Annotated in this window: 24 protein-coding genes; 11 read left to right on the forward strand and 13 right to left on the reverse strand. The window is 64.4% G+C overall.

Features of this window, described 5'->3' with window-relative positions; genetic code table 11:
- Nucleotides 1-76: 76 nt before the first annotated feature.
- From J8I26_RS18875 to J8I26_RS18890, 4 genes are all read right to left on the reverse strand, one after another.
- Nucleotides 77-946, reverse strand: coding sequence for an EI24 domain-containing protein (locus J8I26_RS18875; protein ID WP_209608645.1), 870 nt, complete (start codon nt 944-946; stop codon nt 77-79).
- Entirely contained in the window at nt 946-1,935 is a 990-nt protein-coding gene (locus J8I26_RS18880) for a sterol desaturase family protein (RefSeq protein ID WP_209608646.1), read from the reverse strand. Before J8I26_RS18880 ends, J8I26_RS18875 begins: the two co-directional genes overlap by 1 nt.
- Nucleotides 1,936-2,019: 84 nt before the next feature.
- Entirely contained in the window at nt 2,020-2,850 is an 831-nt protein-coding gene (locus tag J8I26_RS18885) for a polysaccharide deacetylase family protein (RefSeq protein ID WP_209608647.1), read from the reverse strand.
- 5 nt (nt 2,851-2,855) lie between these two features.
- Nucleotides 2,856-3,857: a YncE family protein gene (locus J8I26_RS18890; RefSeq protein ID WP_209608648.1), complete on the reverse strand. Its 1,002-nt coding sequence runs from the start codon at nt 3,855-3,857 to the stop codon at nt 2,856-2,858.
- Nucleotides 3,858-4,195: 338 nt separating this feature from the next.
- On the opposite strand from J8I26_RS18890, the gene J8I26_RS18895 reads away from it, so the two are divergent.
- Nucleotides 4,196-4,552: an FKBP-type peptidyl-prolyl cis-trans isomerase gene (locus J8I26_RS18895; protein ID WP_209608694.1), complete on the forward strand. Its 357-nt coding sequence runs from the start codon at nt 4,196-4,198 to the stop codon at nt 4,550-4,552.
- 19 nt (nt 4,553-4,571) lie between these two features.
- Complete coding sequence (locus J8I26_RS18900; RefSeq protein ID WP_209608649.1) at nt 4,572-4,829, forward strand: acyl-CoA-binding protein; 258 nt, start codon at nt 4,572-4,574, stop codon at nt 4,827-4,829.
- A 121-nt stretch (nt 4,830-4,950) separates the two neighbouring features.
- Here J8I26_RS18900 and J8I26_RS18905 read toward each other — a convergent pair whose 3' ends face one another.
- From J8I26_RS18905 to J8I26_RS18920, 4 genes are all read right to left on the reverse strand, one after another.
- The gene (locus tag J8I26_RS18905; RefSeq protein WP_209608650.1) at nt 4,951-5,931 is read right to left on the reverse strand and encodes a D-glycerate dehydrogenase; all 981 of its coding nucleotides are present in this window, start codon (nt 5,929-5,931) and stop codon (nt 4,951-4,953) included.
- A gap of 58 nt (nt 5,932-5,989) precedes the next feature.
- Nucleotides 5,990-7,390: a sodium:proton antiporter gene (locus J8I26_RS18910; RefSeq protein ID WP_348635344.1), complete on the reverse strand. Its 1,401-nt coding sequence runs from the start codon at nt 7,388-7,390 to the stop codon at nt 5,990-5,992.
- A 163-nt stretch (nt 7,391-7,553) separates the two neighbouring features.
- A complete protein-coding gene (gene pncB, locus J8I26_RS18915) occupies nt 7,554-8,729 on the reverse strand; it encodes a nicotinate phosphoribosyltransferase (protein ID WP_209608652.1) in 1,176 nt (391 codons plus the stop codon).
- A gap of 202 nt (nt 8,730-8,931) precedes the next feature.
- Entirely contained in the window at nt 8,932-10,119 is a 1,188-nt protein-coding gene (locus J8I26_RS18920) for an ABC transporter substrate-binding protein (protein ID WP_348635345.1), read from the reverse strand.
- 444 nt (nt 10,120-10,563) lie between these two features.
- Here J8I26_RS18920 and fdxA point away from each other — a divergent pair, with 444 nt between their 5' ends.
- From fdxA to phaZ, 3 genes are all read left to right on the forward strand, one after another.
- On the forward strand, nt 10,564-10,887 hold the full coding sequence (gene fdxA, locus J8I26_RS18925) for a ferredoxin FdxA (protein ID WP_209608654.1): 324 nt from the start codon (nt 10,564-10,566) through the stop codon (nt 10,885-10,887).
- A gap of 289 nt (nt 10,888-11,176) precedes the next feature.
- On the forward strand, nt 11,177-12,250 hold the full coding sequence (locus tag J8I26_RS18930; protein WP_209608655.1) for an NAD(P)/FAD-dependent oxidoreductase: 1,074 nt from the start codon (nt 11,177-11,179) through the stop codon (nt 12,248-12,250).
- Nucleotides 12,251-12,605: 355 nt separating this feature from the next.
- A complete protein-coding gene (phaZ, locus tag J8I26_RS18935) occupies nt 12,606-13,841 on the forward strand; it encodes a polyhydroxyalkanoate depolymerase (protein ID WP_209608656.1) in 1,236 nt (411 codons plus the stop codon).
- A gap of 116 nt (nt 13,842-13,957) precedes the next feature.
- Here phaZ and opgC read toward each other — a convergent pair whose 3' ends face one another.
- Complete coding sequence (opgC, locus tag J8I26_RS18940) at nt 13,958-15,097, reverse strand: OpgC domain-containing protein (RefSeq protein ID WP_209608657.1); 1,140 nt, start codon at nt 15,095-15,097, stop codon at nt 13,958-13,960.
- Between the two features lie 232 nt (nt 15,098-15,329).
- On the opposite strand from opgC, the gene rsxB reads away from it, so the two are divergent.
- Nucleotides 15,330-16,055 carry an electron transport complex subunit RsxB gene (rsxB, locus tag J8I26_RS18945; RefSeq protein ID WP_209608695.1) on the forward strand — a complete coding sequence of 242 codons (726 nt, stop codon included), beginning with the start codon at nt 15,330-15,332 and terminating at the stop codon, nt 16,053-16,055.
- On the forward strand, nt 16,052-16,702 hold the full coding sequence (nth, locus tag J8I26_RS18950; protein WP_209608658.1) for an endonuclease III: 651 nt from the start codon (nt 16,052-16,054) through the stop codon (nt 16,700-16,702). The genes rsxB and nth overlap by 4 nt, the downstream gene beginning before the upstream one ends.
- Before the next feature lie 18 nt (nt 16,703-16,720).
- Here the strand turns inward: nth and J8I26_RS18955 are convergent, their stop codons facing one another.
- Nucleotides 16,721-17,908 carry a branched-chain amino acid ABC transporter substrate-binding protein gene (locus tag J8I26_RS18955; RefSeq protein WP_209608659.1) on the reverse strand — a complete coding sequence of 396 codons (1,188 nt, stop codon included), beginning with the start codon at nt 17,906-17,908 and terminating at the stop codon, nt 16,721-16,723.
- Between the two features lie 332 nt (nt 17,909-18,240).
- Between J8I26_RS18955 and J8I26_RS18960 the strand changes: the two genes are divergently transcribed.
- On the forward strand, nt 18,241-18,672 hold the full coding sequence (locus J8I26_RS18960; RefSeq protein ID WP_209608696.1) for a DUF1841 family protein: 432 nt from the start codon (nt 18,241-18,243) through the stop codon (nt 18,670-18,672).
- A 75-nt stretch (nt 18,673-18,747) separates the two neighbouring features.
- On the opposite strand, the gene J8I26_RS18965 is transcribed toward J8I26_RS18960, so the two are convergent.
- The 3 genes from J8I26_RS18965 to J8I26_RS18975 all read right to left on the reverse strand — a co-directional run bounded on the left by J8I26_RS18965 (nt 18,748) and on the right by J8I26_RS18975 (nt 22,025).
- On the reverse strand, nt 18,748-19,104 hold the full coding sequence (locus tag J8I26_RS18965) for a cytochrome c (RefSeq protein WP_209608660.1): 357 nt from the start codon (nt 19,102-19,104) through the stop codon (nt 18,748-18,750).
- 13 nt (nt 19,105-19,117) lie between these two features.
- Complete coding sequence (locus tag J8I26_RS18970) at nt 19,118-19,438, reverse strand: cytochrome c (protein WP_209608661.1); 321 nt, start codon at nt 19,436-19,438, stop codon at nt 19,118-19,120.
- Between the two features lie 361 nt (nt 19,439-19,799).
- Nucleotides 19,800-22,025, reverse strand: coding sequence for a preprotein translocase subunit TatB (locus tag J8I26_RS18975; RefSeq protein WP_209608662.1), 2,226 nt, complete (start codon nt 22,023-22,025; stop codon nt 19,800-19,802).
- 223 nt (nt 22,026-22,248) lie between these two features.
- Between J8I26_RS18975 and J8I26_RS18980 the strand changes: the two genes are divergently transcribed.
- From J8I26_RS18980 to J8I26_RS18990, 3 genes are read left to right on the forward strand one after another with little or no spacing between them, the layout of a single operon-like run.
- The gene (locus J8I26_RS18980) at nt 22,249-23,115 is read left to right on the forward strand and encodes a MoxR family ATPase (RefSeq protein ID WP_209608663.1); all 867 of its coding nucleotides are present in this window, start codon (nt 22,249-22,251) and stop codon (nt 23,113-23,115) included.
- A gap of 33 nt (nt 23,116-23,148) precedes the next feature.
- Nucleotides 23,149-23,736, forward strand: coding sequence for a GNAT family protein (locus J8I26_RS18985; protein ID WP_209608664.1), 588 nt, complete (start codon nt 23,149-23,151; stop codon nt 23,734-23,736).
- A gap of 19 nt (nt 23,737-23,755) precedes the next feature.
- Nucleotides 23,756-24,925, forward strand: a complete 1,170-nt coding sequence (locus tag J8I26_RS18990) for a VWA domain-containing protein (protein ID WP_209608665.1) — start codon at nt 23,756-23,758, stop codon at nt 24,923-24,925.
- The last annotated feature ends 248 nt before the right edge of the window (nt 24,926-25,173 follow it).

Here is a 25,173-nt window from a genome sequence, read left to right on the forward strand (position 1 = left end):
TGGTCAAACTCCGACGATTATGCCCGATTCCCCCTGCGCCCGCCGATACGATGGCGGGTCGGAGGCAGAGACGGGCTCAGCGCGGGTCGACGTCTATGATGTCGGCTGCCGGCCTCAGCGAATCGTCGGGCGACAGCGGCACATCCGGCGGCTGGCCGGTGCGGTGGCGCAGCAGTGCTTCCAGGCAGTAATACTGGAACCACAAGCCGGTAAACACAAAGACCAGCACATACAACCAGATGGCGCCGGCCGCCAGCACCGGGAAAAAGATCACCGACAGCGCGCCGCCCAGCCACAGCAAGGTCGGCGCCGCGCCCATGGCGCCGGCGATGGTGCCGATCGCCAGCAAGGGCCAGCGATGCAGGCGCAGCAGGATGCGCCGCTCCTCGGGTGTGGCGTAATCGGCTAGCGTGTCGTAGGCCATCACGCGATAGGTCAGCCATCCCCACAGCAACGGATGAACGATGAAACTCAGCGGCGGAATCAATGAGACCGGCAGCGTCAGCAGCCACAACACCGTGAACACTGCGAAACACCACAGCGAAGTCCACAGGCTGCCCCACACGCTGCCGCCGTGCTGCTTGGACAGGCTCGGATAATGACGTGCGCCGATGTGGCGCGCGACGGCCGGAATGGTGAACAGGCCGACGAACACTAGCGCCGTCAAAATCATCAGCGGCAGCAGCGCCCACATGGCCAGCATCGGCACGATCACCGTTTTCAGGGTACCCATGCCGAACCAGTTCAACACCGTGCCGGCGATGCCGAACACGCTGTGGACGATGAAGTATTCCTGCAGCCAGTCGATCATCGGCTGCAGCCCCAGCCACAGGCATACGGCCCAGATGCTCAGCGAAAACACGAACGGCAGCAGCGTCAGCAACAGCATGCGGATGTGCAGCTGCGACAGCAGCGCGCGTCCGAAGGAGGCCAGGAACAGCCGCATCAGCGAACCTTCTTCCGGCGCGAGAACTCCACCAGGCGCCTCAAGCCGAGCCACTGCTGCATCCAGAAGCCGCGACCATAGTCACGCCCTTTTCCTGCCGGCGGCGGCAGTTGGTCCCGCACCCCGGTCATGGCGAAGCCCTCGCTGAAATGCGCGGTGCGGAACAGAACATCCCAGATCGGGAACAGCACGGCGAAGTTATGTCCGCCCAACGAATTGCGGCCGCTGCTTTCATGGCCGATGCCGATGGCATGATGCGTGCGATGGAAGCGTGGCGACACCAGCAGGTATTCGCCGACGCGGCCGAAATGAATGCGCACGTTGGCATGCTGCAAGCTTTGTAGCATGCGCGACAGCGACACCAGCAGGATGTATTGCGACGGCTCCACGCCAATCAGCAGCGCCACCAGGCCAAGGAAGATGTCGTGCACCAGGTCGTCCAGCACGTGGTTGCGATCGTCGCTCCACAGGTTCATGTTCTGCTGGCTGTGGTGCAGGCTGTGCAGCGCCCACATCCAGCGCACATTGTGCTGCGCCCAGTGATACGCGTATTCGCACAGGTCCAGCACCACCATGTAGAGCAGGAAGCTGACCAGCGCCCGGTCGGTCACGCCCGGCCAGACCTGGTCCAGGTTCCAGGTGCCCCAGCCTTCCAGGTGCAGCGCCTCGGAGGCGTATGACAGTGCAGGATCGAGCAGCACGAAGGCAAGAATGGGGATCACCCCCAAGCGCTGCAGCACGGTGTAGATGAAATCGTTCCAGCGCGCGCGCGGGTCGTTGATCTTGTGCACCGGGATCATGGACTCCAGCGGGCGCAGGATCAGGAACAGGATCACCAGTTCGCAAATGCCCACCAGCACCCACTCGGTGCCGGTGAACGCTTCTTCGACGAACTCCCCCATGCCGATGAAAAACACCAGCGGCTGCACGAGGGTCTCGAACAGCCAGCCCTGGACGGCGGCAAATAGCTCTGAAATGGTTTGGATCATGATTCTGGTCTTGGTATGGTCTTGCACCACAGTGATCGGCGCCCCTCCGGCGGCCGATCGCCCCGTTTCGACTGAGCCCGCGCCTCAGCGTTCCTTGCCGCCCGCAAACAAATGACGATAGGCCGGGTGCTCGCGCAGCGTGGCAAAGCAGAAGCCCTTCTGCTCCAGCCCGGTGATCAAGGGCTCCAGCACGGCCGGCGCCCACGGATCCTGGCGCGACCAGATTCCCATATGGGCCAGGAAGATGTCGCCATCCTTCAGCCCGGCCAGCGCCTTCTTCAGCAAGCTCTCATTCGGGAATTTGTCGCTGGGCAACTCGTCTCCCGAAAAACCCGCCGGCGCCCACGCCACGTGGGCATAGCCGCAGGCCTGTCCGGCCTTGAGCAGGTTGGGCGTGAGCTTGCCGCCGGGAGCTCGCCACAGCGGATCGAGCTTGCGCCCGGTCATTTCCTCGAAGCGATGGTCGACCCGCGTCATTTCCTCGCAATACTGGGCCGGCGTCCATTGCAGCTTCTTGCCTGCCTGGGCGCCGAATTGCGGACGCACCTCGATCTTGTCGCCGGGCAGGTCGCGCACCACGTAGACGTGGTCGAAGGTGTGCGTGCCGAAGGCGTGCCCCTCGGCCGCCAGTCGCTTCCACAGCGGCTGCCAGCCAGGGTCGAGTGAATAATCGCCGTGGATGGTCTTTTCGTTGGCCAGGAAGAACGTAGCCTTGATGTGATGGCGCAGCAGGGTCTGCTCGATCAGCTCGGCCTGCGACTGGCTGCCGGTGTCGAAGCTCAGGTAGATCGTCCCCTTGCAGGCGGCGGCCGTCGATGAGGCCGGCGTCGCCGATTGCGCCGCGGCCTGACCGGCCGCCAGGATAGCGAGCAGGGTCAGGCCGCGGAGTTGCTTGTTTGGCATCCGTCGCTTCATGCCTCTCAGATGTCGGGCGCGCGGTTATACAGATAGATGCCGTGCGGCGAGCGGCCGACCGGGATCACCTTGCTGATCGAACGGCTGGCCAGGTCGATCACGGCGACCTTCTTCACCCAGCGCAGCGTCACCCACATGGTCTTGCCGTCGTCGGTCACTTCCATGCAGTCCGGGCCGCCCGGCACCTTGATGGTGCCGACGTTTTCCAGCGTCTGCATGTCGACCACGCTGATGGTGTTGGCCACGCGGTTGGAGACATACACGAAGCGCTTGTCGCCCTGGGCGCGGAAGTTGTGGGCGCCGTTGCCGGTCTTGATCTGCTTGACGACTTTCTGGGTGCGCCAGTCGATCACCTGCACGTAGTCGCTGCCCATGATGCCTACCAGCAGGTATTTGTTGTCCGGCGTCATCATGATGCCGGCCGGTAGCTTGCCCACCGGCATGGTCCACTTCACCTGCTGGGTGGCCAGGTCGATGGCGCTGATCTGGTCGCTGCCCTGCTGGGTGATGAAGGCAGTGGTGCTGCCGTTGTCGAAGGCGATGTGGCTGGGCGTCTTGGCCAGCGGGATACGCTTGGACAGCTTCAGGTCGGTGCCGTCATAGCTATAGACGTCGACGCGATCCAGGCGCAGGCCGGTGGCCACGAACCACTTCTGGTTGGGGGTGAAACCGATCTGGTAGGGATCGACGATGTCGCGAATGCGGCGCTGGACCTCACCGCTCTTGGGATCGAGGAACAGCAACTGATTGCCGGTGGCGCTGGCGACGATCAGGGACTTGTTGTCCGGCGTGGCCATCAGGTGGTGCGGCTCCTTGCCCACAGAGAAGGTGGAGAGCTCCTTGTGGTTGGCCTGGTCCAGCAGCGAGACCGAGGCGTCGCCCGAGTTGAGCACCACCACCACGTTGGCCTCGGCAGAGACGGCCGCAGTGGCCATGACGGCCGATACTGCCGTGACGCATGCCGCGCGGAGAGAAACGGAAAAAAGTTGACTGAATCGACGCAACATGACGAACTTTACACAAAAAGGCCTGCTCTCACCGTGCGGAAGGCACGTCTTGAGACCTTAACGTATGCAAGGACGATCCGGCTGACAAGTGCCTGACGCATTCTGCAAAAAATCCGCAGTTTTGGTTTACACTGCCTGCCGTTCCGGTCGCATCCCGCAGCCGGAGCGGCCTGCAGCCCCACCAGACCAAGGAAAAAGGGCTGCGCCGTCCGCCTGAAAAGTTTCCCGCAAGCATGCGTTTCCTTCAACCGAAACGCACCCGCGGGCGACTCCTGCCAGGACGAATGGCCGCCGGCTGCGACGACCGCAATTCTCCCCATCCATCTGAAAGGAACATGATGTCCACGATCACCACAGCTTCCGGGCTGCAATACGAAGAAATCAACGTTGGCTCGGGCGACGAAGCCAAGGCCGGCAGCCACGTTACCGTGCACTACACCGGCTGGCTGCAAAATGCGGACGGCAGCGCCGGCAGCAAGTTCGACTCCAGCAAGGATCGCAACGATCCGTTCGCGTTCCCGCTGGGCGCCGGCCATGTGATCCGCGGCTGGGACGAAGGCGTGCAAGGCATGAAGGTGGGCGGCGTGCGCAAGCTCATCATTCCCGCCGGCCTGGGCTACGGCGCGCGCGGCGCGGGCGGCGTGATTCCTCCCAACGCCACCCTGATCTTCGAAGTCGAACTGCTGGCCGTCTAAGCCCGCCGGAGGAGACACGATGAGCACCCTGCAAGAGCAATTCGAAGCCGCCGTCGCCGAGTCCAAGACCCTGCCCGAGCGCCCCGACAACATGACCCTGCTGAAGATGTACGGCCTGTACAAGCAAGGCAGCAGCGGCGATGTCCAGGGCGAGCGCCCCGGCATGACCGACTTCGTGGCGCGCGCCAAGTTTGACGCCTGGGCCGCCAACAAGGGCCTGGATCAGGCCGCCGCGCAGCAGCAGTACATCGACCTGTTCAACGACCTCAAGGGTTGATGATCGGTTGCCCCCTCCCGTCACCCGGGAGCGGTAAGCAAAAAGGGTGCGCCATCACGGCGCGCCCTTTTTCATTCTCATGCCTCCCCGAACCGGGCCCGGGGATTCGTCGGCAAGCGATTCAGGACTTCACGACATCCTTGTTCAGCAGGTTCGGCGGCGTCTGGCCCGACAAGGCTGCGATCAGGTTGTCGGCCGCGCAGTTGGCCATGGCCAGGCGCGTCGGCGTGGAGGCGCTGGCGATGTGGGGCGTGAGCACCACGTTGGTCAGCGGCAGGAACGCCGGCTTGAAGGCCGGCTCGTTCTCGAACACGTCGACGCCGGCGGCAGCGATGCGACCGGCGCTGAGCGCCTCGATCAGCGCGGCATCGTCAACGATGCCGCCGCGCGCGATGTTGGTCAGGGTGGCGGTCGGCTTCATCAGCGCCAGCTCGGCGGCGCCGATGGTGTGGTGGGTTTCCTTCGAATACGGCAGCACCAGCACGACGTGGTCGGCGCGCTTCAACAACTCTTCCTTGCCGACGTACTGCGCGTTGTTGGCGCGCGCTTCCAGTTCCGGCGCCAGGCGCGAACGGTTGTGATACAGCACGTTCATGTCGAAGCCCAGCGAGCGGCGCGCGATGGCCTGGCCGATACGCCCCATGCCGATGATGCCCAGCGTGGCGCCATGCACGTCGGGACCGACGAAGCTGTCGTAGCTCCACTTCTTCCATTTGCCGGCGCGCAGGAAATGCTCGGACTCGGTGATGCGGCGCGCGGTTGCCATCATCAGCGCCCAGCCGAAGTCGGCGGTGGTCTCGTTGAGCACGTCGGGCGTGTTGGTGGCCATCACGCCGGCGGCGGTGGCGGCGGCGATGTCGATGTTGTTGTAGCCGACCGCCATGTTGCACACCGCCTTCAACTGCGGATTGGCGGCAAACAGGGCCGCCGTGACCGGCTCGCTGGGCGTAGTGAACAGGCCGTCCTTGCCTTGCGACTTGGCCAGCAGTTCGTCGGCCGAATAGATGCGGTCTTCCTGGTTGGACTCCACCTCGAAGTGCTGTTCCAGGCGGGCCAGCACTTCCGGGAAGATGGCGCGCGATACGAAGATCTTTTGTTTCATGGCTGTGTCTCTTTGCTTTGTTTTCGGATGGGCAAACCGGCAAGACTCCGATTCTGCCCTACTTGAAGAAAATGAAGGTCATCACGACGAACAACGGCACGAGGATGCCGCAGGACCAGGCCATGTAGCCGAAGAAGGACGGCATGCGGATGCCGCGCTCCTCGGCGATGGCCTTGACCATCATGTTGGGGGCATTGCCGATGTAGCTGTTGGCGCCCATGAACACGGCGCCGGCCGAGATCGCCGCCAGCGTGGAGGCCAGCGGCCCCATCAGTTCGGCGGCGTCGCCCGAGGCGGTGTTGAAAAACACCAGGTAGGTTGGCGCGTTGTCGAGGAAGGACGACAGCGCGCCCGTCATCCAGAAATACATGGCGTCGTCGGGGCGGCCGTCGGGCCCCGTCACGGCGCGCACCACGGCGGCGAAAGCGCCCTGCTCGCCCGCGCGCAGCATGGCGATCACCGGCGCAATGGTGAGGAAGATCGCAGCAAACAGCTTGGCCACCTCCAGCATCGGCCCCCAGCCGAAATCGTTGCCCTCGCGCGCGCTGCGCGGCGTCAGCTTCAGCGACGCCAGGATCACCGCGACCAGGCCCAGGTCGCGCGCCAGGTTCTGCCAGTCCTGCGGCGCGCCCATCACCTCGAAGGCCGTGCCCGGCTTCCAGATCCCGCTCATCAGCACCAGCGCCACAGCCACGGCCAGGAGGATGAAGTTGACGCCGCCCTCGAAGCTGAGCGGCGCGTCCGGCGTCGGATCGAGCGCGCGGATTTCCTCACGGTTCAGGTAGTAGTGGCGGTCGAGCAGGTAAAAGATGGCCAGCAGCGCCGCACACAGGAACAGCATCGGCAGCAGCACGTGGCGCGCTGTCCAGAAGAAATCGACGCCCTTGAGGAAGCCCAGGAACAGCGGCGGATCGCCCAGCGGCGTCAGTGAGCCGCCCGCATTGGCGACCAGGAAGATGAAGAACACCACGATGTGCGCCACGTGGCGCCGGTCGTCATTGGCGCGGATCAGCGGCCGGATCAGCAGCATGGCCGCGCCGGTGGTGCCCATCACGCTGGCCAGCACCGTGCCCAGCGCCAGGATCGCGGTGTTCAGTCCCGGCGTGCCGCGCAGGTTGCCGCGCACGCAGATGCCGCCGGCCACCGTGAACAGCGCCGTCAGCAGGATGATGAAAGGAAGATATTCCGCCAGCAGCGCATGCACGCTTACGGCCAGCGCCGCATGGGCGCCCTGCGCAACGCCGAAGGGCAACAGGAAGGCCAGCGCCCAGAACGCCGCGATCTTGCCGAAATGGTGATGCCACAAGGACGGCGCCAGCAGCGGCAGCACCGCAATCGACAGCAGCACGCCGGCAAACGGCAGCGCCCACAAGGTGGAGAGTGCGGCGCCATCGATCTCGGCGGCCAGGCACAGTGACGGAAAGGTGAAGGCGGCGAAGGCCGCGGACGCGGTCGCGATGGCTCTGGTCTGCAATGTCGTCCCGCAATGGCTGGTGGCGAAGAGGTGCCACACTATAGCAGCCGCGCCGGCGGCCCCGCCTGAAACGAGGTGTACCGCCAAAAACTTTCAACTGTTGCGCAGAGCGCCCGGCAACAGCGGGCACCTGCGCGGACGGCCGGTCTCAGCCCTTGATCTCGAACACCTGGCGCAGGTAGTTCACGTAAGCCAGGTCATCGCACATGTTCTTGGACGGGGTATCGGACAGCTTGGCCACCGGCTGGCCGTTGCAACGGACCATCTTCATGACCACCTGCAGTGGCGTGTAGCCCAGGTCGTTGGTGAGGTTGGTGCCCACGCCGAAGGCCACCTTGGCGCGATCCTTGAAGCGCAGGTAGAGCGCGCGCACCTTGTCGAAGTCGAGGCTGTCGGAGAACACCAGTACCTTGGAAGACGGGTCGACGCGGTTGTCCCGGTAGTGCTGGATCAGGCGCTCGCCCCATTCGAACGGGTCGCCGGAGTCGTGACGGGCGCCGTCGAAGAGCTTGCAGAAGTACATGTCGTAGTCGCGCAGGAAGGCGTCCATGCCGTAGACGTCGGACAGCGTGATGCCGAGGTCGCCGCGATACTCGCGCGCCCACATCTCGAAGGCGAAGGTTTGCGAGTCGCGCAGGCGCGGACCGAGCGCCTGGCAGGCCTGCAGGTATTCGTGCGCCATGGTGCCCAGCGGGGTCAGTCCGTGCTGCATGGCGTACATGACATTGGAGGTGCCCGCGAAGTGGGTGCCCATGCGCTGCTTCATTTCGTCGATCACCTCGGCGTGCCAGCTGCGCGAGAAGCGGCGGCGCGTGCCGTAGTCGGCGATGTTGCAGCCGGCCAGCTCCGGATCGTCGGTAATCACCGAAATCTTCTTGCGCAGGCGCGCGCGCCCCTCTTCCAGGTCGGGCGAGCGCTGGGTGTCGCGGAAATAGACTTCGTTGACGATGGCCAGCACCGGCACCTCGAACATGATGGTGTGCAGCCACGGGCCCTTGACGATGATCTCGATCTCGCCGTTGCCGGCGGCGGCCGGCTGCACGGTGATGTATTTCTCGTTCAGGTGGAACAGGTCGAGGAAGTCAACGAAGTCGCTCTTGATGAAGCGCAGGCTGCGCAGGTAGCTGAGTTCGTCTTCCTTGAAGCGCAGGCGACACATCGCCGCGATCTCGGCGCGAATCTCGTCCACGTAGGGCGTCAGGTCGACGCCTTCGTTGCGGCACTTGAACTTGTATTCGACCTGCGCGCCGGGGAAGTGATGCAGCACCACCTGCATCATCGTGAATTTGTACAGATCGGTATCGAGTAAGGATGTGATGATCATGAAATCCGGATGCGGCCATGCCGCCTGTTGCCGTGTTGGTGGGTCCGTCCCCGCATCCGGACCGCGTGGCGGTCCCGTGCAGCGGGAGGGGCGGCGCCGGTGTGCGCCATGCCCGCTAGTTTAACCCGGATCAGATAAAGCAAAGCCCCCTGCATCGAGGGGGCTTTGGGGGCGCTACGCGAACAAACGCGGCGTGGCCGGATTACTTCATGGCCGACGCCGGACGACGGCTGCGCACGTAGGTCGCGTTGGGCAGGTAAGCCGCGCCGTCGAGGTAGCGCCAGTTGCTCATGCTGCTGCGACCATCCTTCTGCGACACCAGGCCGACGAAGGCGCCCATGGAGGCTTGCTGGTCCAGCGGGCGGAAAGCGATCGGGCCCAGCGGCGAATCCAGCTGCAAGCCGCGCAGGGCATCCACCAGGGCATCGCCGTCGGCGCCGTCGGTCTTCTTCAGGCCGGCCGCAATGGCTTTCATGGTGGTGTAGCCGAAGATCGCCGAGAGCTGCGGGCGCTGGCTGAATTTCTTCAAATAAGCCTCAAGGAACTGCTGGTGCTCGGGCGTGGTGATCTGGTCCCATGGATAGCCGATCGCGACCCAGTCGCGAATCGCCTCGCTTTGCGCCGGATCCAGGCTCTGAGCCCCGGCCGAGGCCATCGACACCACACTGGCGCCGGCGAACAGCTGCTGGCGGTTGCCGGCCTGGACGAATTTCTGCAGGTCGTCGCCGAAGGTGGCGTTGAAGATGCCGTCAGGGCGCGCCTGACGCAGCACGCGCACCACCTCGTCGGCCTTGATCTTGCCCAGCGCCGGCCATTGCTCGGCGATGAACTCGACATCCGGGCGCGCCTGCTTCAACAGCAGCTTGAAACTGGCCGCGGCGCTCTGGCCGTACTCATAGTTGGGCGCCACTACCGCCCAGCGACGGCCCGGCATGCGCGCGGCCTGCTCGGCCAGCATCGCGGCCTGCATGTAGGTCGACGGACGCACCCGGAAGGTGTAGCGATTGCCCTTGTCCAGCGTGATGGCGTCCGACAGGGCATCCCCCACCACGAACACCGTCTTGCCGCGCGCCGCTTCGCGCGCCACGGCCAGCGCCACGTTGGAGAGCATGGTGCCGGTCAGCACCTCGACATGTTCCTTGGACACCAATTCGCGGGCATTGCGGGCGGCCTGGTCGGCATCGCCGTCGTCGTCGCGCGCCACCAGCTCCAGCGGACGGCCGCGCACGCCGCCGGCGGCATTGATTTCTTCCAGCGCCAGCGCCAAGCCGTTACGGTAGGCCTGGCCCACCGGCGACAGGCTGTTATGGCTGTTGATCTCGCCGATGCGGATGGCATCGGCGGCGCAAGCCCGGCCCGGGCCGAAGACCAGGGCCAGACCCAGGCCGATACCGGCCAGCAGGGTGCGACGAGGGAAACGATAGGCTTGTTGGGGCTGTTCAGCGTTCACGCCGGGACATCCTTTTCTTGATTCGGGCGGTTCTCAGCAGGCTGCAAAGCCCCGCCCCATGCGCTGTTTCGGCATTACGCAGGGCATTGGCGGCGGCTTGTCCCATCGCTGAGTTGTTTATTTACTTATACGTAATCTGTATAAGCCTCATTTGTGGGAAAAATCGAATTACCTTAAAATACAAGGCTTTGCAGCGGGTTGCGCAGCGTGTTTCCGGGGCCGCCGAACGATATCCAGACGATGTCAATCGGATATGAAAAGGCGGGGAAAGACGGCAAGACAATCAGGCGAACCGGCTGTGAAATGATTTTAACCGTGCCATATTGCCATCAATTGCGGCGCAGTTAGCCATCGGTTTTAAGAATATTTACAGATAGGACAGTTATGACCCACGTTGTCACCGATTCCTGCGTCCGTTGCCGCTATACGGATTGCGTGGATGTTTGCCCGGTGGATTGCTTCCGCGAAGGCCCGAATTTCCTGGCGATCGATCCGGACGAATGCATCGACTGCGCGGTGTGCGTCGCGGAATGCCCGGTCAACGCGATTTACGCGGAAGAAGACGTGCCGGCCGACCAGCAGGAATACATTGACCTGAACGCGCAACTCTCGCGCAACTGGCCCTCCATCACCAAGACCAAGGCCCCGCTGGCCGAAGCCGAGGAATGGAAGGACAAGACCGGCAAGCTGCAATATCTGCAGCGCTGATCGCTGCGGCATATCAAGACTCGCGGCAGGCAATACCCCCAGAATTGCGGTTGCGCATCCAGCCAGGCAGCTCCATCGTCCCAGCCAGATGCGCAGCCGTTTGTGTTTTACCCCCGGGTAAAACCACGCGGAAGACGAGGTCTTCCGGACTTTTCACCGTCGCGGCATGCCCCGCCCACGCGGCCCGGGCTCCCGCCGACCGATCTCACAGCAAACCGGCGTCCGCCTCTAGCCAATTGAGTGTGAAAAAACCTCTCAACTGAAACTGAAACAGGAATATCAAGAAATCATGGAAAACAACGTCAAGGGCGCAGCCGCTCAGGGCACCATCGAAGCCGATGCCGTCATCATCGGCGCCGGCCCGGTCGGCCTCTTTCAGGTGTTCGAACTCGGTTTGCTGGAGATCAAGGCGCACGTGATCGATTCGCTGCCGGTCGTCGGCGGCCAGTGCGTCGAGCTGTACCCGGACAAGCCCATCTATGACATTCCCGCCGTGCCGGTCTGCACCGGCCAGGAACTGACCGACAACCTGTTGAAGCAGATCGAGCCCTTCGAGCCGACCTTCCACCTGGGTCAGGAAGTGACCGTGGTGCAAAAGCGCGAAGACGGCCGCTTCGACGTCGAGACCTCGACCGGCACCAAGTTCATCACCAAGACCATCTTCATCGCCGCCGGCGTCGGTTCGTTCCAGCCGCGCACGCTGAAGGTCGAGGGCATCGAGCAGTTCGAGAACTCGCAAGTGTTCTACCGCGTCAAGGATCCGGCCAAGTTCGAAGGCAAGAACATCGTCATCTGCGGCGGCGGCGACTCCGCCCTGGACTGGGCGCTGAACTTCGTCGGCAAGGCCGAATCGGTGATCCTGCTGCACCGTCGCGAAGAATTCCGCGCGGCCCCGGCGTCGGTGGCCAAGATGAAGGAACTGTGCGAACAGTATGAAATGCAATTCCTGGTCGGCCAGGTCACCGGCACCGAGATCGCCGACGGCCAGCTCAAGGAAGTCAAGGTCACCGGCGCCGACGGCGTCACCCGCCGCCTGCCGCTGGACATGCTGCTGGTGTTCTTCGGCCTGTCGCCGAAGCTGGGCCCGATCGCCGAGTGGGGCCTGGACATCGAACGCAAGCAGCTGAAGGTGATGGACACCGAGAAGTTCGAGACCAACGTCCCGGGCATCTTCGCCGTGGGCGACATCAACACCTATCCGGGCAAGAAGAAGCTGATCCTGTCGGGCTTCCACGAAGCCGCGCTGGCCGCTTTCGGCGCCGCGCCCTACATCTTCCCGGAAAAGAAGATCCACATGCAGTACACCACCACCTCGCCCAAGCTGCACAAGATCCTGGGCGTGGAAACCCCGGTGTTCGACTGATCAGCCAGTCCCATGTCGCCGCGGAGCCGATCCGCAGCGCATGGCAGCATGACCGAAGCCCCTGCCCTGCAGGGGCTTTTTCATTGCGGCCTCGAAAACTGTCGCAATGCACCAAACTTTCCCGGCGAATTTCTGTCTTTGGTCTTACCAGCGTCAGGAGCCGCCGGCGAAGCATGTTATGCTACCGCGTCGCAGCACGAACAATGTTGACAAATTGCAATATTTGTGGTGTGTCAGCCAACAACCTTCGCCAAACGTTTGATGCACATGCCTGCTCGCGCCCTTCCCGGCGCCCGGCGCGGCCACAAGCCCGCCCGCAACCGGGACGCCGCCGGCATCTGTATAAAGGTCAGCTATGCTTTATCAATTGCATGAACTCAACCGCGCGTTTCTGAACCCGATGATGCAGTGGGCGGAAACCTCCGCCAAGCTGTTCTCGGATCCGGTTTCCCCGCTCGCCCATACCCCTTTCTCGCAGCGCATCGCCGCCGGCTATGAGCTGCTGTATCGCCTGTCCAAGGAATACGAAAAGCCGCAGTTCAACATCCATGAAGTGGAAGTCGACGGCAAGGCCACGGGCATCGTCGAAGAAGTCGTCGAGACCAAGCCGTTCTGCCGCCTGATCCACTTCAAGAAGGACCTGTCGGCGCGCCAGATCTCCACGCTGAAGCAACCCACCGTGCTGGTCGTGGCGCCGCTGTCGGGTCACCACTCCACGCTGCTGCGCGAGACCGTACGCGCGCTGCTGCAAGAGCATGACGTCTACATCACCGACTGGACCGACGCCCGCATGGTGCCGGTCGAGCAAGGCGACTTCCACCTGCATGACTACGTCTACTACGTGCAGGACTTCATCCGCACCCTGGGCCCGGACGTGCACGTGATTTCGGTGTGCCAGCCCACCGTGCCGGTGCTGGCGGCCATCGCGCTGATGGCCAGCGCCAACGACCCCAAGCTGCCCAAGAGCATGACCATGATGGGCGGCCCGATCGATGCCCGCAAGTCGCCGACCTCGGTCAACGACCTGGCCACCGAAAAGCCCTACGCCTGGTTCGAGAACACCGTGATCTACAGCGTGCCGGCCAACTACCCCGGCTTCGGCCGCAAGGTCTACCCGGGCTTCCTGCAGCACGCCGGTTTCGTCGCGATGAACCCGCGCCGCCACGCGCAAAGCCACTGGGACTTCTACATGCACCTGCGCGACGGCGACGATGCCTCGGCCGAAGACCATCGCAAGTTCTATGACGAGTACAACGCCGTGCTGGACATGCCGGCCGAGTTCTACCTTGAGACCATCAAGATCGTGTTCCAGGACTTCGACCTGGCGCGCGGCACCTGGGAGATCGAAGGCAAGCCGGTACGCCCGCAGGACATCAAGTCGGTGGCGCTGTTTACCATCGAGGGCGAGCTGGACGACATCTCCGGCTCCGGCCAGACCGAGGCCGCGCAAAACCTCTGCAGCGGCATTCCGAAGGCGAACAAGCAACACTTCACGGTGCCCAAGGCCGGCCACTACGGCATCTTCTCGGGCCGCCGCTGGCGCGAGATCGTTTGTCCGAAGATCGGCGAATTCATCCGCAGCAAGAGCTGAATTCGGCCAGCGCGACCGGCAGGCGCGCCAGCCGACCAAACGGCCAAGCAAAAATCCGGCGCTACGCACAAACGTAGCGCCGGATTTTTTATGCCGCCGGGGATGACGCCAAATGCCTAATGCGCCGCCGCGGCGTGCGAGCGCCGCTCCCTGCCGCGCTTGCGGTAGTCTTTCCAGACCTGGGCCAGCACGCCGACGGCCAGCATCGCTGCAATGGCGCAGATGTCGGCCATCAGGCCGGCCCAGCGGCCCGGCTGCCCGCCGACGGCGAGATACAGCAGGATGTCGGCCAGCAGCGAAATCATCGTCCCCGCGACGAAGCACACCAAACCGTTCTTGCCCACTGTGACCACCAACGGCAGGTGGTCGGCCAGCTGCCGGATCCAGCCCTGGCGCACCATCATCGCCACCAGCCACAGCACCGCCATGAAACTGCCCACCCGCAGCGACGACAGATTCTGCTTGAATACCGGGCCGGGATCGAACTCGACGAACATGCGCATGCACAAGAAGCCGATCGCCACCGCCGCCGCCACCCGCGTCAACTTGCGCCGGCGCAGCGCGGCGTCGGCGTCCTCGCGCTGGTAGCTCTTCAGTGGATGCAGGCGGCACACCACGCCGATCACGAACAGCAGCTGCCAAGCGAAGGGGTTGAAGGTCCAGCCGGCCGGCGTCACCGTCGGCAGGAAGCGCGCCAGCAGCGGCGCCAGGCCCCACATCGCCAGGCTGCCGGCGGCGGCCAGCCAGGGCCGCCGCCGCACCGACGGCACGATCAGCGGCGAGGCCAATGCGAACAGCATGTACATCGGCAGGATGCTCGACAGATAAGGCTGGCGCGCCAGCCGGATCATCTCGCTGCCGATCTGCAACGGCTCATCGATGAAGGTGCCGATGTCGGTATATTCCAGCGTGGGGGTGTGCAGCCGCAGCGCGGTGAACAGCAGGCCCAGCAACAGCATCAGCGTCACCGTCAGCAGGAAGGAACGGTAGAGCTGCCAGCCGCGCTGCAGGAAGCGCCAGCGCGCGGCTTCATCGCCGTTCTTGTCGGCGATGGCGGTGTAGGCGGCGGCGGTGGCGTAACCGGCCAGGAAGACGAACACCTCGGTGGCGTCGAAGATGGCGAAACGCTGCAGCGTGAACTGGCCGAGCATGCTGCCCGAAATGTGGTCGACCACGATCATCAGCAACACCACGCCGCGGAAGAAGTCGACTTCGAGGGAACGCCCGCCGTGGGCAGGACCTGGAAACTTGATCATGGTGCGCCTGCGCCGGAGCGCCCGTCTGGAAGGATCCGGATGCGCGGCATCCGGTGCTCTCTCAGATGGATGGCGCAAAAAGCGCGAAGTTCATCCCGATTGAGGCTTCATAACGAGACGTTCTAAGGACGATTCCTTGCGCTCGCGCAGGCCGGCGGCTGTCGGACGGCATGACTTCGGGCCGTTTTCCCCGGATAATGTCGGCTTTGTGTTGTTGACCTGCCCTACCGACGTGCCGCCATCCGCCACCACATCGCCCGCCTTGCCGACCGAGACCTCCGCCCTCGCCGACCGGATCGAAGACCTGCTGCCGCAAACCCAGTGCACCAAATGCGGCTACCCGGCCTGCCGTCCCTACGCCGAGGCGATTGCCGAGGGCCGCGCCGGGCATAACCAGTGCCCGCCCGGCGGCGCCGAAGGCATTGCACGCCTGGCGCAACTGCTGGGCAAGCCGGTGATCCCGCTCAATCCCGTCCACGGCGTTGAACAGCCGCGCCTGCTGGCGGTGATCGACGAGCAGGTCTGCATCGGCTGCACGCTGTGCATCCAGGCCTGCCCGGTGGACGCCATCGTCGGCGCGGCCAAGCAGATGCATACGGTGGTCGACGACCTGTGCACCGGCTGCGAGCTGTGCGTGGCGCCCTGCCCGGTGGACTGCATCGCGCTGGTTGAGGCGACGCCGGGCCGCAGCGGCTGGCAAGCCTGGTCGCAACAGCAGGCCGATGCCGCCCGCGCCCGCCACGACTGGCGCAACACGCGGCTCAAGCGCGACAAGCAGGAAAACGACGACCGCCTGGCCGCCAAGGCGGCCGCCAAATTGAAGGAAGTGGAAGCTGCCGCAGCCGGCACGCCCGAAGAACAAGCCGAACTGGCGCGCAAGAAGGCCATCATCCAGGCCGCCATGGAGCGCGCCCGCCTGAAGAAACTGGAAGCAACACAAGAACAAGACCGCTCATGAACCCGACCAAACGCCGCGAGATCTTCGAGCGCCTGCGCCGCGCCAATCCCGAACCGCGCACCGAACTGGAATACACCACCCCCTTCGAGCTGCTGATCGCGGTGCTGCTGTCGGCCCAGGCCACCGACGTCTCGGTCAACAAGGCTACGCGCAAGCTCTACCCGGTGGCCAATACGCCGGAGAAGATCTACGCCCTGGGCGTGGACGGCCTGATCCCCTACATCCAGACCATCGGCCTGTATCGCACCAAGGCCAAGAACACCATCGAAACCTGCCGCATCCTGATCGAGCAGCACGACAGCCAGGTGCCGGAGTCGCGCGAGGAGCTGGAGGCTCTGCCGGGCGTGGGCCGCAAGACCGCCAACGTAGTCTTGAACACCGCCTTCGGCCATCCCACCATCGCGGTGGACACGCATATCTTCCGCGTCTCCAACCGCACCGGCATTGCGCCGGGCAAGGATGTGGATGAGGTCGAACGCAAGCTGCTGAAGTTCGTCGCGCCGGAATTCCGGCTGGACGCGCACCACTGGCTGATCCTGCATGGCCGCTACACCTGCATCGCGCGCAAGCCGCAATGCTGGAACTGCGTGATCGCCGACCTGTGCGAATTCAAACAGAAGACGCCGCTGCCGCAAAAAGGCGTCTGAGCGTCTCTTCCCCGCCGTTCATGGTCGCGGCGCGCCGTCGATTTGCAGCACGGGCGCCCAGCGCCGGTCCTGCACCTCGTACATGGTGAAGCTTGGATGCAGTAGGTCGCCCTCCTCATTGAAGGCGATCGTCCCGCTCACCCCGGCCAGCTTCAGCTTGTGCATCTCGCGCGCGATGGCCGCGCCGTCGGTCGCGTTGGACTGGCGCATGCCGCTGATCAGCGCCTGCGCGGCGTCGTAGGCGAAGGTAGCGTACAGGTCGACATTGGTGTCGAAGCTCTGCCCATAGCGCTGGCGAAACGCCTTCCAGCCCGGCATCTTGTCGGCCGCCGGGCCCGGCTCCAGCACCAGGGCGCCGTCGGCATCGGCGCCGGCCTGCATCAGGAAAGGCAGGCCGACCGTGCCGGCCGAGCCCATTAGTCGGGAATCGATCTTGAGCCGCCTGATCGCCTTGGCCAGCAGGCCGGCTTGCCAGTCCAGGCCGCCGAAGAAGATCAGATCGGGACTACGCTTGCGGATCTGCAGCAGCGGGCCGTTGAAGTCCGAGGTCTTGTCGCTGACCGAATAACTGCCGGTCACCTCCACTCCCAGCTCGCGCGCCGTGCGCGCCACCTGCTCGGCCAGCCCCTTGCCGAACGGCGTGCGGTCATCAATGGTGGCCAGCGTCTTCACGCCCAGCTTGCGTACCGCGAACTCGGCCGACAACTGGCCCACGGCGTCGTTGTTGGGAATGGTGCGAAACACGCCGGGATACGCCTGCGCGGTGAAGCGGCGACTCATGGTCGCCGGGGAAATCTGGATCACGCCGGCGGCATGGTAGATCGGCGCCGCCGCCAGGCTGGCGCCGCTGTTCCAATGCCCGACTACGCCCAGCACGTGCTGGCTGACCAGGTAGCGCGCCACATATTCGGCGGTCGCGGGATCGGCGCGGTCATCCTGGGCCAGCAGCCGCAGGCGGTAATTCTTGCCGGCCAGGCGCAAGCCCTTGCGGTTGGCCTCGTCCACCGCCAGTTGCACCGCGTTCTGCATGCTCTTGCCGACGCCGGCCGAGGGGCCGCTCAACGGGCCGGCGAAACCGATCAGCAATGTGTCTTCGTCGGTCGGGTCGGACGGCGCAGCCTTGGACTCTTCCGCCTTGGCCGGGGTAGCCGTGCGCTCGGGCGTGCGCGCGTGCGCATCCGGCAGCGCCAGCGAGAGCGCAGCCATCAAACCGACGGCCGCGCCCCATGAGAGGCGCCATGGACGTGGGTGAGGCAAGCAACGGTGAAGCAGGCGTGCTGCGAAGTGCATGCGACCATCCCCTTTTGATGCCCGGCCCTGGTGCGATACCGACAGGAATGCGCAACGGGCGGGTCTGCTTGTGGTGGTGACTCGATGTGAAACTTGTCTGCCGGCAACGATAGTACTGCAAGAGCGGCCGCCCGGGGGACTCGCTACCGGCTTTCGTGCGCCCGTGCCGCCGCGCCCGCCTGAAGACCGTGCGCAGGCAGCGTAAAATAGCGGTTTCACCGAGTCTTTGATTGCCCCGCAGCGCCATGATATTCAACCCGACCCAGCACGATGTCCGCCGCTTCTTTTGCGAAGCCTACCGCAAGCACCAAGGCAATGAAGTCCTGACACCGCTCGAAGCCATCGCGCGCGACTGGATCATGCAACACCCCGAATACCAGAACGACCTGGGCGATGTCGAGCAGGCGCTGGCCGCCGACTACTCGGTCGAGCGCGGCCAGACCAATCCCTTCCTGCATCTGTCGATGCACCTGTCGATTACGGAGCAGATCTCGATCGATCAGCCGCCCGGCATCCGCGCCGCCTTCCAGATGTTGGCGCAGCGCCGCGGCTCCGAGCACGAGGCGCACCATGAAATCATGGAATGCCTGGGCCAGATGATCTGGAACGCGCAACGCAACGGCCAACCGCCGGACGGCGCGGCCTATATCGAGAGCATCAAGCGGCGCGCGCAGGGCTGAACGCAAGCCTCGCCGCTCGCCGAAAAAAAAGCCACGCATGCGCGTGGCTTTTTTCATGCGCGAGCGATCAGGACATCACTTGCGCAGCACCAGCGAGCCCGGCAGGCTGTGCAGGTAAGCGGCGATGTTGTTGATGTCCTGGTCGGTCAACGGCTTGGCCTGGCCGGCCATGATGGCGTTGGTGCGACCGTTCATGGCGGTGTCGCCGCGCCGATAGGCGGTCAGCGCGTGCTTGAGGTAATCTGCGTGCTGGCCGGCCAGCTTGGGATAGGACGGGTCGATCGGCGAGTTGTAGTCCTTGCCGTGGCAGGACGCACAGTTGTATTTTTCCACCAGCGCGCGGCCGGCGGCGATATCGGCAGCGCCCGCTTGCAGCGACGTCACGCTCAGGACGGCCAGCAACGCGGCCGAACGGGTCAGAATCTTTTTCATCTCGTGCGTCCCCTTACTTCTGCTGCGAATAGTAGGCGGCCAGGTCGGCGATGTCCTGGTCCGACAGGCTGGTGGCGATGCCCACCATCGACGGATGCTTGCGCTCGCCCTTCTGGTAGGCGCGCAAGGCGTTTTCGATGTATTTGGGAGACTGGCCGCCCAGCATGGGCACCTGATAGACCTCGGGGAAGGTGGCCTTGTAGCCGGGGATGCCGTGGCAGCCGATGCACATAGAGACTTTGTTTTCGGCGGCCTTGGCATTGCCGACGATGTCCGCTGCGGACGCACCGCCGACGACGCCAGCCAATGCAAGAAACACGAGGTGTTTTTTCATGTTAGCAGGGTAAGTGAATTGGACGTTGGAGCCCGCTCACGAGGAAACGGGCTCTCGGCGAAACAAATCTTTTTTTGCTACCAGCGGCAAATTTTGTCGTGCTCGTTCGCTTGCTTCTGGGTCGGCAGGTTTGGCTGTTCTGCTATGGCTCAACCGTTGTTTCGGCTCAAGCTTGTCTCTTCCACTCCCCCTGCTTACGCAAAAAACCGTTTGATTCTAACCCAATAAACTCGGCGCAGTCATCCCTGCCGGGAACACCTGCAAATCGGCCGCAACAGCCCGCCGGTGGCGGGCTTTCGGGTAGTTTGACAAATATATGCGCTGCAATATTACCGGTATTGCATTGGCATTAATTCAAGACCTATGCGAGACGCCTCAGCTCTTCCTCCAGCGCCTCCCTCCCTTTGCCGCGTGCGCCTGTCGCAGGCTCGGCAAGGGCTTCTTCGGCAGGTTGCGCGGCATCGTCGCCGTCGCCACCGTCATCCGGGCCGACGTCTTCATCGTCGTCGGCATCCTCATCATGCGCCGCCGCATCGGCGCGCTCGGGCAGGATGAAGAATCCCGGCGCCACGACGAAACGGCGCAACACCGCGCGCATGGCGCGACGGCGCACGCGACGCGGCAGGTCGCGCGAGCGCAGCGCCAAGGCCAGCGCGCAGGCAAAGGCCACCGCCACAGACAGCAGCGCGGTAAGCGCCACGCCGCCGCCGGCCAGCCAGAATTCCGGCGTGCCCAGCGATTGCCAGCCCAGGCTGAAGACGGCCGCCGCCAGCGTGCCGGCGGCCAGCGTGACCTGGCGGATGTCCAGCGGCAGGCTGAAGAACGCCGCCAGCACCGGCGCCATGCCCAACAGCAAGGCCAACGCCAGGCTGCCGGCGATGGTGGCGACGTTGCGCTCCAGCCAGCCGGCGCAGCGCTCGGCGCGCAGCGGGCCCAGCGCGTGCTTCAGGCGGCGATGGTTGGCGACCACCTCACGCACCCGGCGCAAGGCGAACCAGTTGTCGGCGAATCCGGCGGCCAGGCTGGCCAGCCATAACAGCACACCGGTCAGCGCCGCATACAGCGGCGTGGGGCCGACCACCGACAGCGACGCCAGCATGGCGTGCGCCTGCTCCGCCGACATCGGCGCCGCGCCCAACGCAAACCAGCCGATGGCGCACAGCGCCGCCGTCACCGGCACCACCGCCAGCAGGTTGCCGAAGATGCCGGCCGACTGCGAACGCAGCATTCGCCCCGATTCGGCCAGCAGGCCGCGCATGCCGTCAGCGTCCAGCTCGCCCATGCGCGAGGCCAGCGCCGGCGCCGTCACCGCCGGCTGGCGCGTGGCCAGCACGCCGCCCAGGGCCGCGATCAGCAGGAAGCTGACCGCGTAGTTCAGCGACGCCGCCGCACCTTCAAAGAAATGCACCATGCCCAGCTTGGCCAGCGTGATCTTCAGCAGCGCCGCACCGGCCATCACTGCACCGCCCAGCAAGCCGCCTTTAAGCACTTTGCGGTAGCCGGCACGGTCGCGCGCGATGGCGCGCTCGCCGTGGTCGGCGTTGCGCTCGACCATCTTGCGCGCCAGCAGCGCAAAGCTGCGCCGCATCAGGCCGCGCACCGAGCCGCGGTTGTGGTGGGCCGAAATCAGGTCGGCCAGCAACAGCTGCACGCGCCCCGCACCGGACTCGCCGGGGGCGGCGGCGCGCACGTCGATCAGGCGGCCGATGCGCTGCAGGTGGGCGCGCATGCGCTCGACCCGGTACACCAGGCTGACCGAGACGCCGTATTCGTCCAGGTGGGCGTAGATGCGGTCGGTCTGCGCATGGCACACCGCCACCAGCATGCGCACGCTGCGCAGCGCCCCCTGGTCGTGGGGATGACCGCGCAGCCAGGCCTCCATCTCGCGCCGCAACGCCAGGAAAGGCGTGGCGCGCATCGGCATCTTTGGCTCCAGGCGCTGGCGGAAGGCCGGGCTGATGCCGTCGGCGATCACTGTGGTGGTGAGGTAGGTGATGGCCTCCTCCACCTGCTGCCAATACATGTGCGAAATGCCGTCGTCGGCCAGCAGTTTCCACAGCCGCGCCAGCAAGTCATTGTCGAGCTCCAGCAGCCAGGCGGCGTCGTCCGGATCGGGGAACATCGCCGTGAACAGCGAGGACAGGTCGGTCGGGGAAAGATGGCGCGGCAACACCATGCGCGCCAGGCGCTCGGCCAGTTCGCCGAAGAAGCCGGGTTCGTGCGGCAGGCCGGTGGTGGAAAAGAGTTCGGGGCCGGTGGCTTCACGCAGCGTCTTTTGCAGCGCATTCTGCACGCTGCGGCGCACGTCGCGGTGCTGGTCCAGCCAGTCCAGCAGAATCTCCAGCCGCTGGCACCGCACCCGGTGCCAGGCCTGGCGGTCCAGCAGCGAGACCGCAGGGCGGTGGCGCAGCCACTCGGCGACATCGATCATCCAGTTGGCGCGCTCGTGCCACGGCGCCGCCGGATCGGCACGGCCCATCAGCGCCTCGAGCTGGCGGCCGACATCCTGGCGATCCATGTAGCGCGCCTGCATGCCGTGCCGCATGCGTCTCCACACCACCAGCATCTTGAAGAACAGGTATTTCATGTCTCTTGTAAGCGTTATGCATGCGGAATTGGGTATATAGGGACGATTCCGCGCTTTTCAACGCCCCCTGAGGGGCGCGGGGTTTTACCTTATACTCGTTGAAATTGACAGGGCTGTGTCTTGCATCGCAACATCGGCGCGCCGGCCCGTCCCAAGAACAAGACAGCCGCGGCCGCAAGGCCGGCGAGGCCTCCCCATCGAGACATCACCAAGGACCGCGCATATGCCCGATCATTCCGCACGCCCCGCACGTTTCACCGGTTCCGAGAACTACGTCGCCACCGACGACCTGAAACTGGCGGTCAACGCCGCGCTTACCCTGCAACGCCCGCTGCTGATCAAGGGCGAACCCGGCACCGGCAAGACCATGCTGGCCGAGGAAGTAGCGGCCGCGCTGGGACGCCCGCTGCTGCAGTGGCACATCAAGTCAACCACCAAGGCCCAGCAGGGCCTGTACGAATACGACGCGGTGTCGCGCCTGCGCGACTCGCAGCTGGGCGACGAGCGCGTCAAGGATATCCACAACTACATTGTCAAGGGCGTGCTGTGGCAGGCCTTCACCTCGGATGAACCGGTGGTGCTGCTGATCGACGAGATCGACAAGGCCGACATCGAGTTCCCCAACGACCTGCTGCGCGAGATCGACCGCATGGAGTTCTACGTCTACGAGACGCGCGAGCTGGTCAAGGCCAAACATCGCCCGCTGGTGGTGATCACATCCAACAACGAGAAGGAGCTGCCGGATGCCTTCCTGCGTCGCTGCTTCTTCCACTACATCAAGTTCCCCGACAAGGAGACGATGCAAAGCATCGTCGACGTGCACTTCCCTAACATCAAGCGCGAGCTGCTGGCGCAGGCGCTGCAGACCTTCTATGAAGTGCGCGAGGTGGCCGGCCTGAAGAAGAAGCCCTCCACCTCCGAACTGCTGGATTGGCTCAAACTGCTGATGGCCGAAGACATCGGCCCCGAGGCACTGCACAACAAGGACAATAAAGCGTCCGTGCCGCCGCTGCACGGCGCACTGCTCAAGAACGAGCAGGACGTGCACCTGTTCGAGCGGCTGGTCTTCATGTCGCGTAACAACCGCTAGGCCGCCCACAACAACAAGTCCAGGGAGATCGTCATGCAATTCCTTTCGCCCATCACGCTCAAAGGCCAGTTCGCCAACGTCGAACCCTTGCATCCTGAGCACCACGATGCGCTGATCGCGGCGGTCTCCGATGGCAAGCTGTGGAAGCTCTGGTACACCTCGGTGCCCAAGCCGGAAAACATGCGCGCCGAAATCGAGCGCCGCCTGCACTTGCAGCAGCAAGGCAGCATGCTGCCGTTCGTGATCCGGCGCCACGACACCGGCGCGCTGTGCGGCATGACCACCTACATGAACGCCGACCCGCTCAACCGCCGGGTCGAGATCGGCTCCACCTGGTACGCCGCCAGCGCCCAACGCACCGGCATCAATACCGAGTGCAAGCTGATGATGCTGTCGCACGCCTTCGAGGACATGCACTGCATCGCCGTCGAGTTCCGCACCCACTGGATGAACCAGCAGTCGCGCGCGGCCATCGCCCGTTTGGGCGCCAAGCAGGACGGCATCTTGCGCAACCACCAGCGCATGCCCGACGGCTCGCTGCGCGACACCGTGGTGTTCTCCATCATCGAATCCGAATGGCCGGCAGTGCGGCGCCATCTCCAGTTCAAGCTGGGACGTTGAGCCGTCAATGTAAATATCCATGCTGATCGATTTCTTCTACACCGTGAAAGAGGCCGGCGTGCCGGCTTCGATCAACGAATTCCTGACCTTGCTGGAGGCGATGGACAAGCAGGTCATCGCGCCCTCGGTGGACGAGTTCTATTTTCTCTCGCGCCTGACGCTGGTCAAGGACGAGGCCAATTTCGACAAGTTCGACCGCGCCTTCAGCGCCTACTTCAAGGGCATCGACGCCCTCTTCGAGAAGAAACCGGAGATCCCGCTGGAGTGGCTGAAGAAGCAGCTCGAGCGCGACCTCACGCCCGAGCAGAAGGCCGCCATCGAGAAGTTCGGCTACGACAAACTGATGGACCGCCTGAAGGAATTGCTGGAAGAACAGAAGGAACGCCATGAAGGCGGCAGCAAGTGGATCGGCACCGGCGGCGTGTCGCCGTTCGGGCACGGCGGCTACAACCCGGAAGGCGTGCGCATCGGTGGCAAGGGTGGCAACCGCAGCGCGGTCAAGGTATGGGATGCGCGCGAGTACAAGGATTACGACAGCGAGCGCGAGCTGGGCACGCGCAACATCAAGGTGGCCCTGCGCCGCCTGCGCCGCTTCGCGCGCGAAGGCGCCGAGGAAGAACTGGCGCTGGACGACACCATCCGCGCCACCGCCAGCAATGCCGGCTACCTCGACATCCGCATGCAGCCCGAGCGCAGGAACAATATCAAGGTGCTGATGCTGTTCGACGTCGGCGGCTCGATGGATGATCACATTGCGCGCACCGAGGAATTGTTCTCGGCCGCGCGTAGCGAATTCAAGAACATGGAGTTCTTCTACTTCCACAACTGCGTCTACGACTACCTGTGGAAGAACAACCGCCGCCGTCACGCCGAGCGTTTTCCGACCTGGGAGGTGCTGCGCAAATACACGCCGGACACCAAGCTGATCTTCGTCGGCGACGCCACCATGAGCCCTTACGAGATCGTGCAGCCGGGCGGCTCGGTGGAATACAACAACGCCGAAGCCGGGGCCGCCTGGCTGCAGCGCTTCACCACCGCCTTCCCGCGCTTCGCCTGGCTCAACCCCGAGCCCGAAGCACTGTGGCAATACCGCCAGTCGATCGCGCTGATCCGCCAGCTGATGAGCGATCGCATGTATCCGCTCACCATTGACGGGCTGGAGCGGGCGATGCGGTTGTTGAGCAAGTGAGCTGAATGAGGGTTGTCGGGACGTAGCCGACGACAGGTGAACCGGGCGACGCTGGTCGGGGCGAGACAAACGACACTGGGCCCCTGCTTTCGCAGGGGCGACGGCGATGGGGCGTGTTATTCCTGCTTAGAAAGCAGCGGCAAGGGACGTTGAGCCAACCTTGGCCTGTCGCCCCTGCGAAAGCAGGGGCCCAGTGCCGTTCAGCGTGCGTCAACACATGACAAGCGGCGCCGGATCCCGTCCTGCGC

Origin of the sequence: Herbaspirillum sp. LeCh32-8, assembly GCF_017814915.1 — a bacterium.
Classification (GTDB): domain Bacteria; phylum Pseudomonadota; class Gammaproteobacteria; order Burkholderiales; family Burkholderiaceae_D; genus Herbaspirillum.

Bases quoted from the DNA above. Each gene is read 5' to 3' on its own strand.
- J8I26_RS18955 (WP_209608659.1), bottom strand. From the start codon at position 17,908: ATGGCTGCGCTCTCGCTGGCGCTGCCGGATGCGCACGCGCGCACGCCC.
- J8I26_RS18885 (WP_209608647.1), bottom strand. From the start codon at position 2,850: ATGAAGCGACGGATGCCAAACAAGCAACTCCGCGGCCTGACCCTGCTC.
- J8I26_RS18930 (WP_209608655.1), top strand. From the start codon at position 11,177: ATGGAAAACAACGTCAAGGGCGCAGCCGCTCAGGGCACCATCGAAGCC.
- J8I26_RS18975 (WP_209608662.1), bottom strand. From the start codon at position 22,025: ATGAAATACCTGTTCTTCAAGATGCTGGTGGTGTGGAGACGCATGCGG.
- opgC (WP_209608657.1), bottom strand. From the start codon at position 15,097: ATGATCAAGTTTCCAGGTCCTGCCCACGGCGGGCGTTCCCTCGAAGTC.
- phaZ (WP_209608656.1), top strand. From the start codon at position 12,606: ATGCTTTATCAATTGCATGAACTCAACCGCGCGTTTCTGAACCCGATG.
- J8I26_RS18900 (WP_209608649.1), top strand. From the start codon at position 4,572: ATGAGCACCCTGCAAGAGCAATTCGAAGCCGCCGTCGCCGAGTCCAAG.
- J8I26_RS18965 (WP_209608660.1), bottom strand. From the start codon at position 19,104: ATGAAAAAGATTCTGACCCGTTCGGCCGCGTTGCTGGCCGTCCTGAGC.
- J8I26_RS18875 (WP_209608645.1), bottom strand. From the start codon at position 946: ATGCGGCTGTTCCTGGCCTCCTTCGGACGCGCGCTGCTGTCGCAGCTG.
- J8I26_RS18890 (WP_209608648.1), bottom strand. From the start codon at position 3,857: ATGTTGCGTCGATTCAGTCAACTTTTTTCCGTTTCTCTCCGCGCGGCA.
- pncB (WP_209608652.1), bottom strand. From the start codon at position 8,729: ATGATCATCACATCCTTACTCGATACCGATCTGTACAAATTCACGATG.
- J8I26_RS18970 (WP_209608661.1), bottom strand. From the start codon at position 19,438: ATGAAAAAACACCTCGTGTTTCTTGCATTGGCTGGCGTCGTCGGCGGT.
- J8I26_RS18990 (WP_209608665.1), top strand. From the start codon at position 23,756: ATGCTGATCGATTTCTTCTACACCGTGAAAGAGGCCGGCGTGCCGGCT.
- J8I26_RS18905 (WP_209608650.1), bottom strand. From the start codon at position 5,931: ATGAAACAAAAGATCTTCGTATCGCGCGCCATCTTCCCGGAAGTGCTG.
- J8I26_RS18895 (WP_209608694.1), top strand. From the start codon at position 4,196: ATGTCCACGATCACCACAGCTTCCGGGCTGCAATACGAAGAAATCAAC.
- J8I26_RS18880 (WP_209608646.1), bottom strand. From the start codon at position 1,935: ATGATCCAAACCATTTCAGAGCTATTTGCCGCCGTCCAGGGCTGGCTG.
- J8I26_RS18980 (WP_209608663.1), top strand. From the start codon at position 22,249: ATGCCCGATCATTCCGCACGCCCCGCACGTTTCACCGGTTCCGAGAAC.
- fdxA (WP_209608654.1), top strand. From the start codon at position 10,564: ATGACCCACGTTGTCACCGATTCCTGCGTCCGTTGCCGCTATACGGAT.
- J8I26_RS18985 (WP_209608664.1), top strand. From the start codon at position 23,149: ATGCAATTCCTTTCGCCCATCACGCTCAAAGGCCAGTTCGCCAACGTC.
- nth (WP_209608658.1), top strand. From the start codon at position 16,052: ATGAACCCGACCAAACGCCGCGAGATCTTCGAGCGCCTGCGCCGCGCC.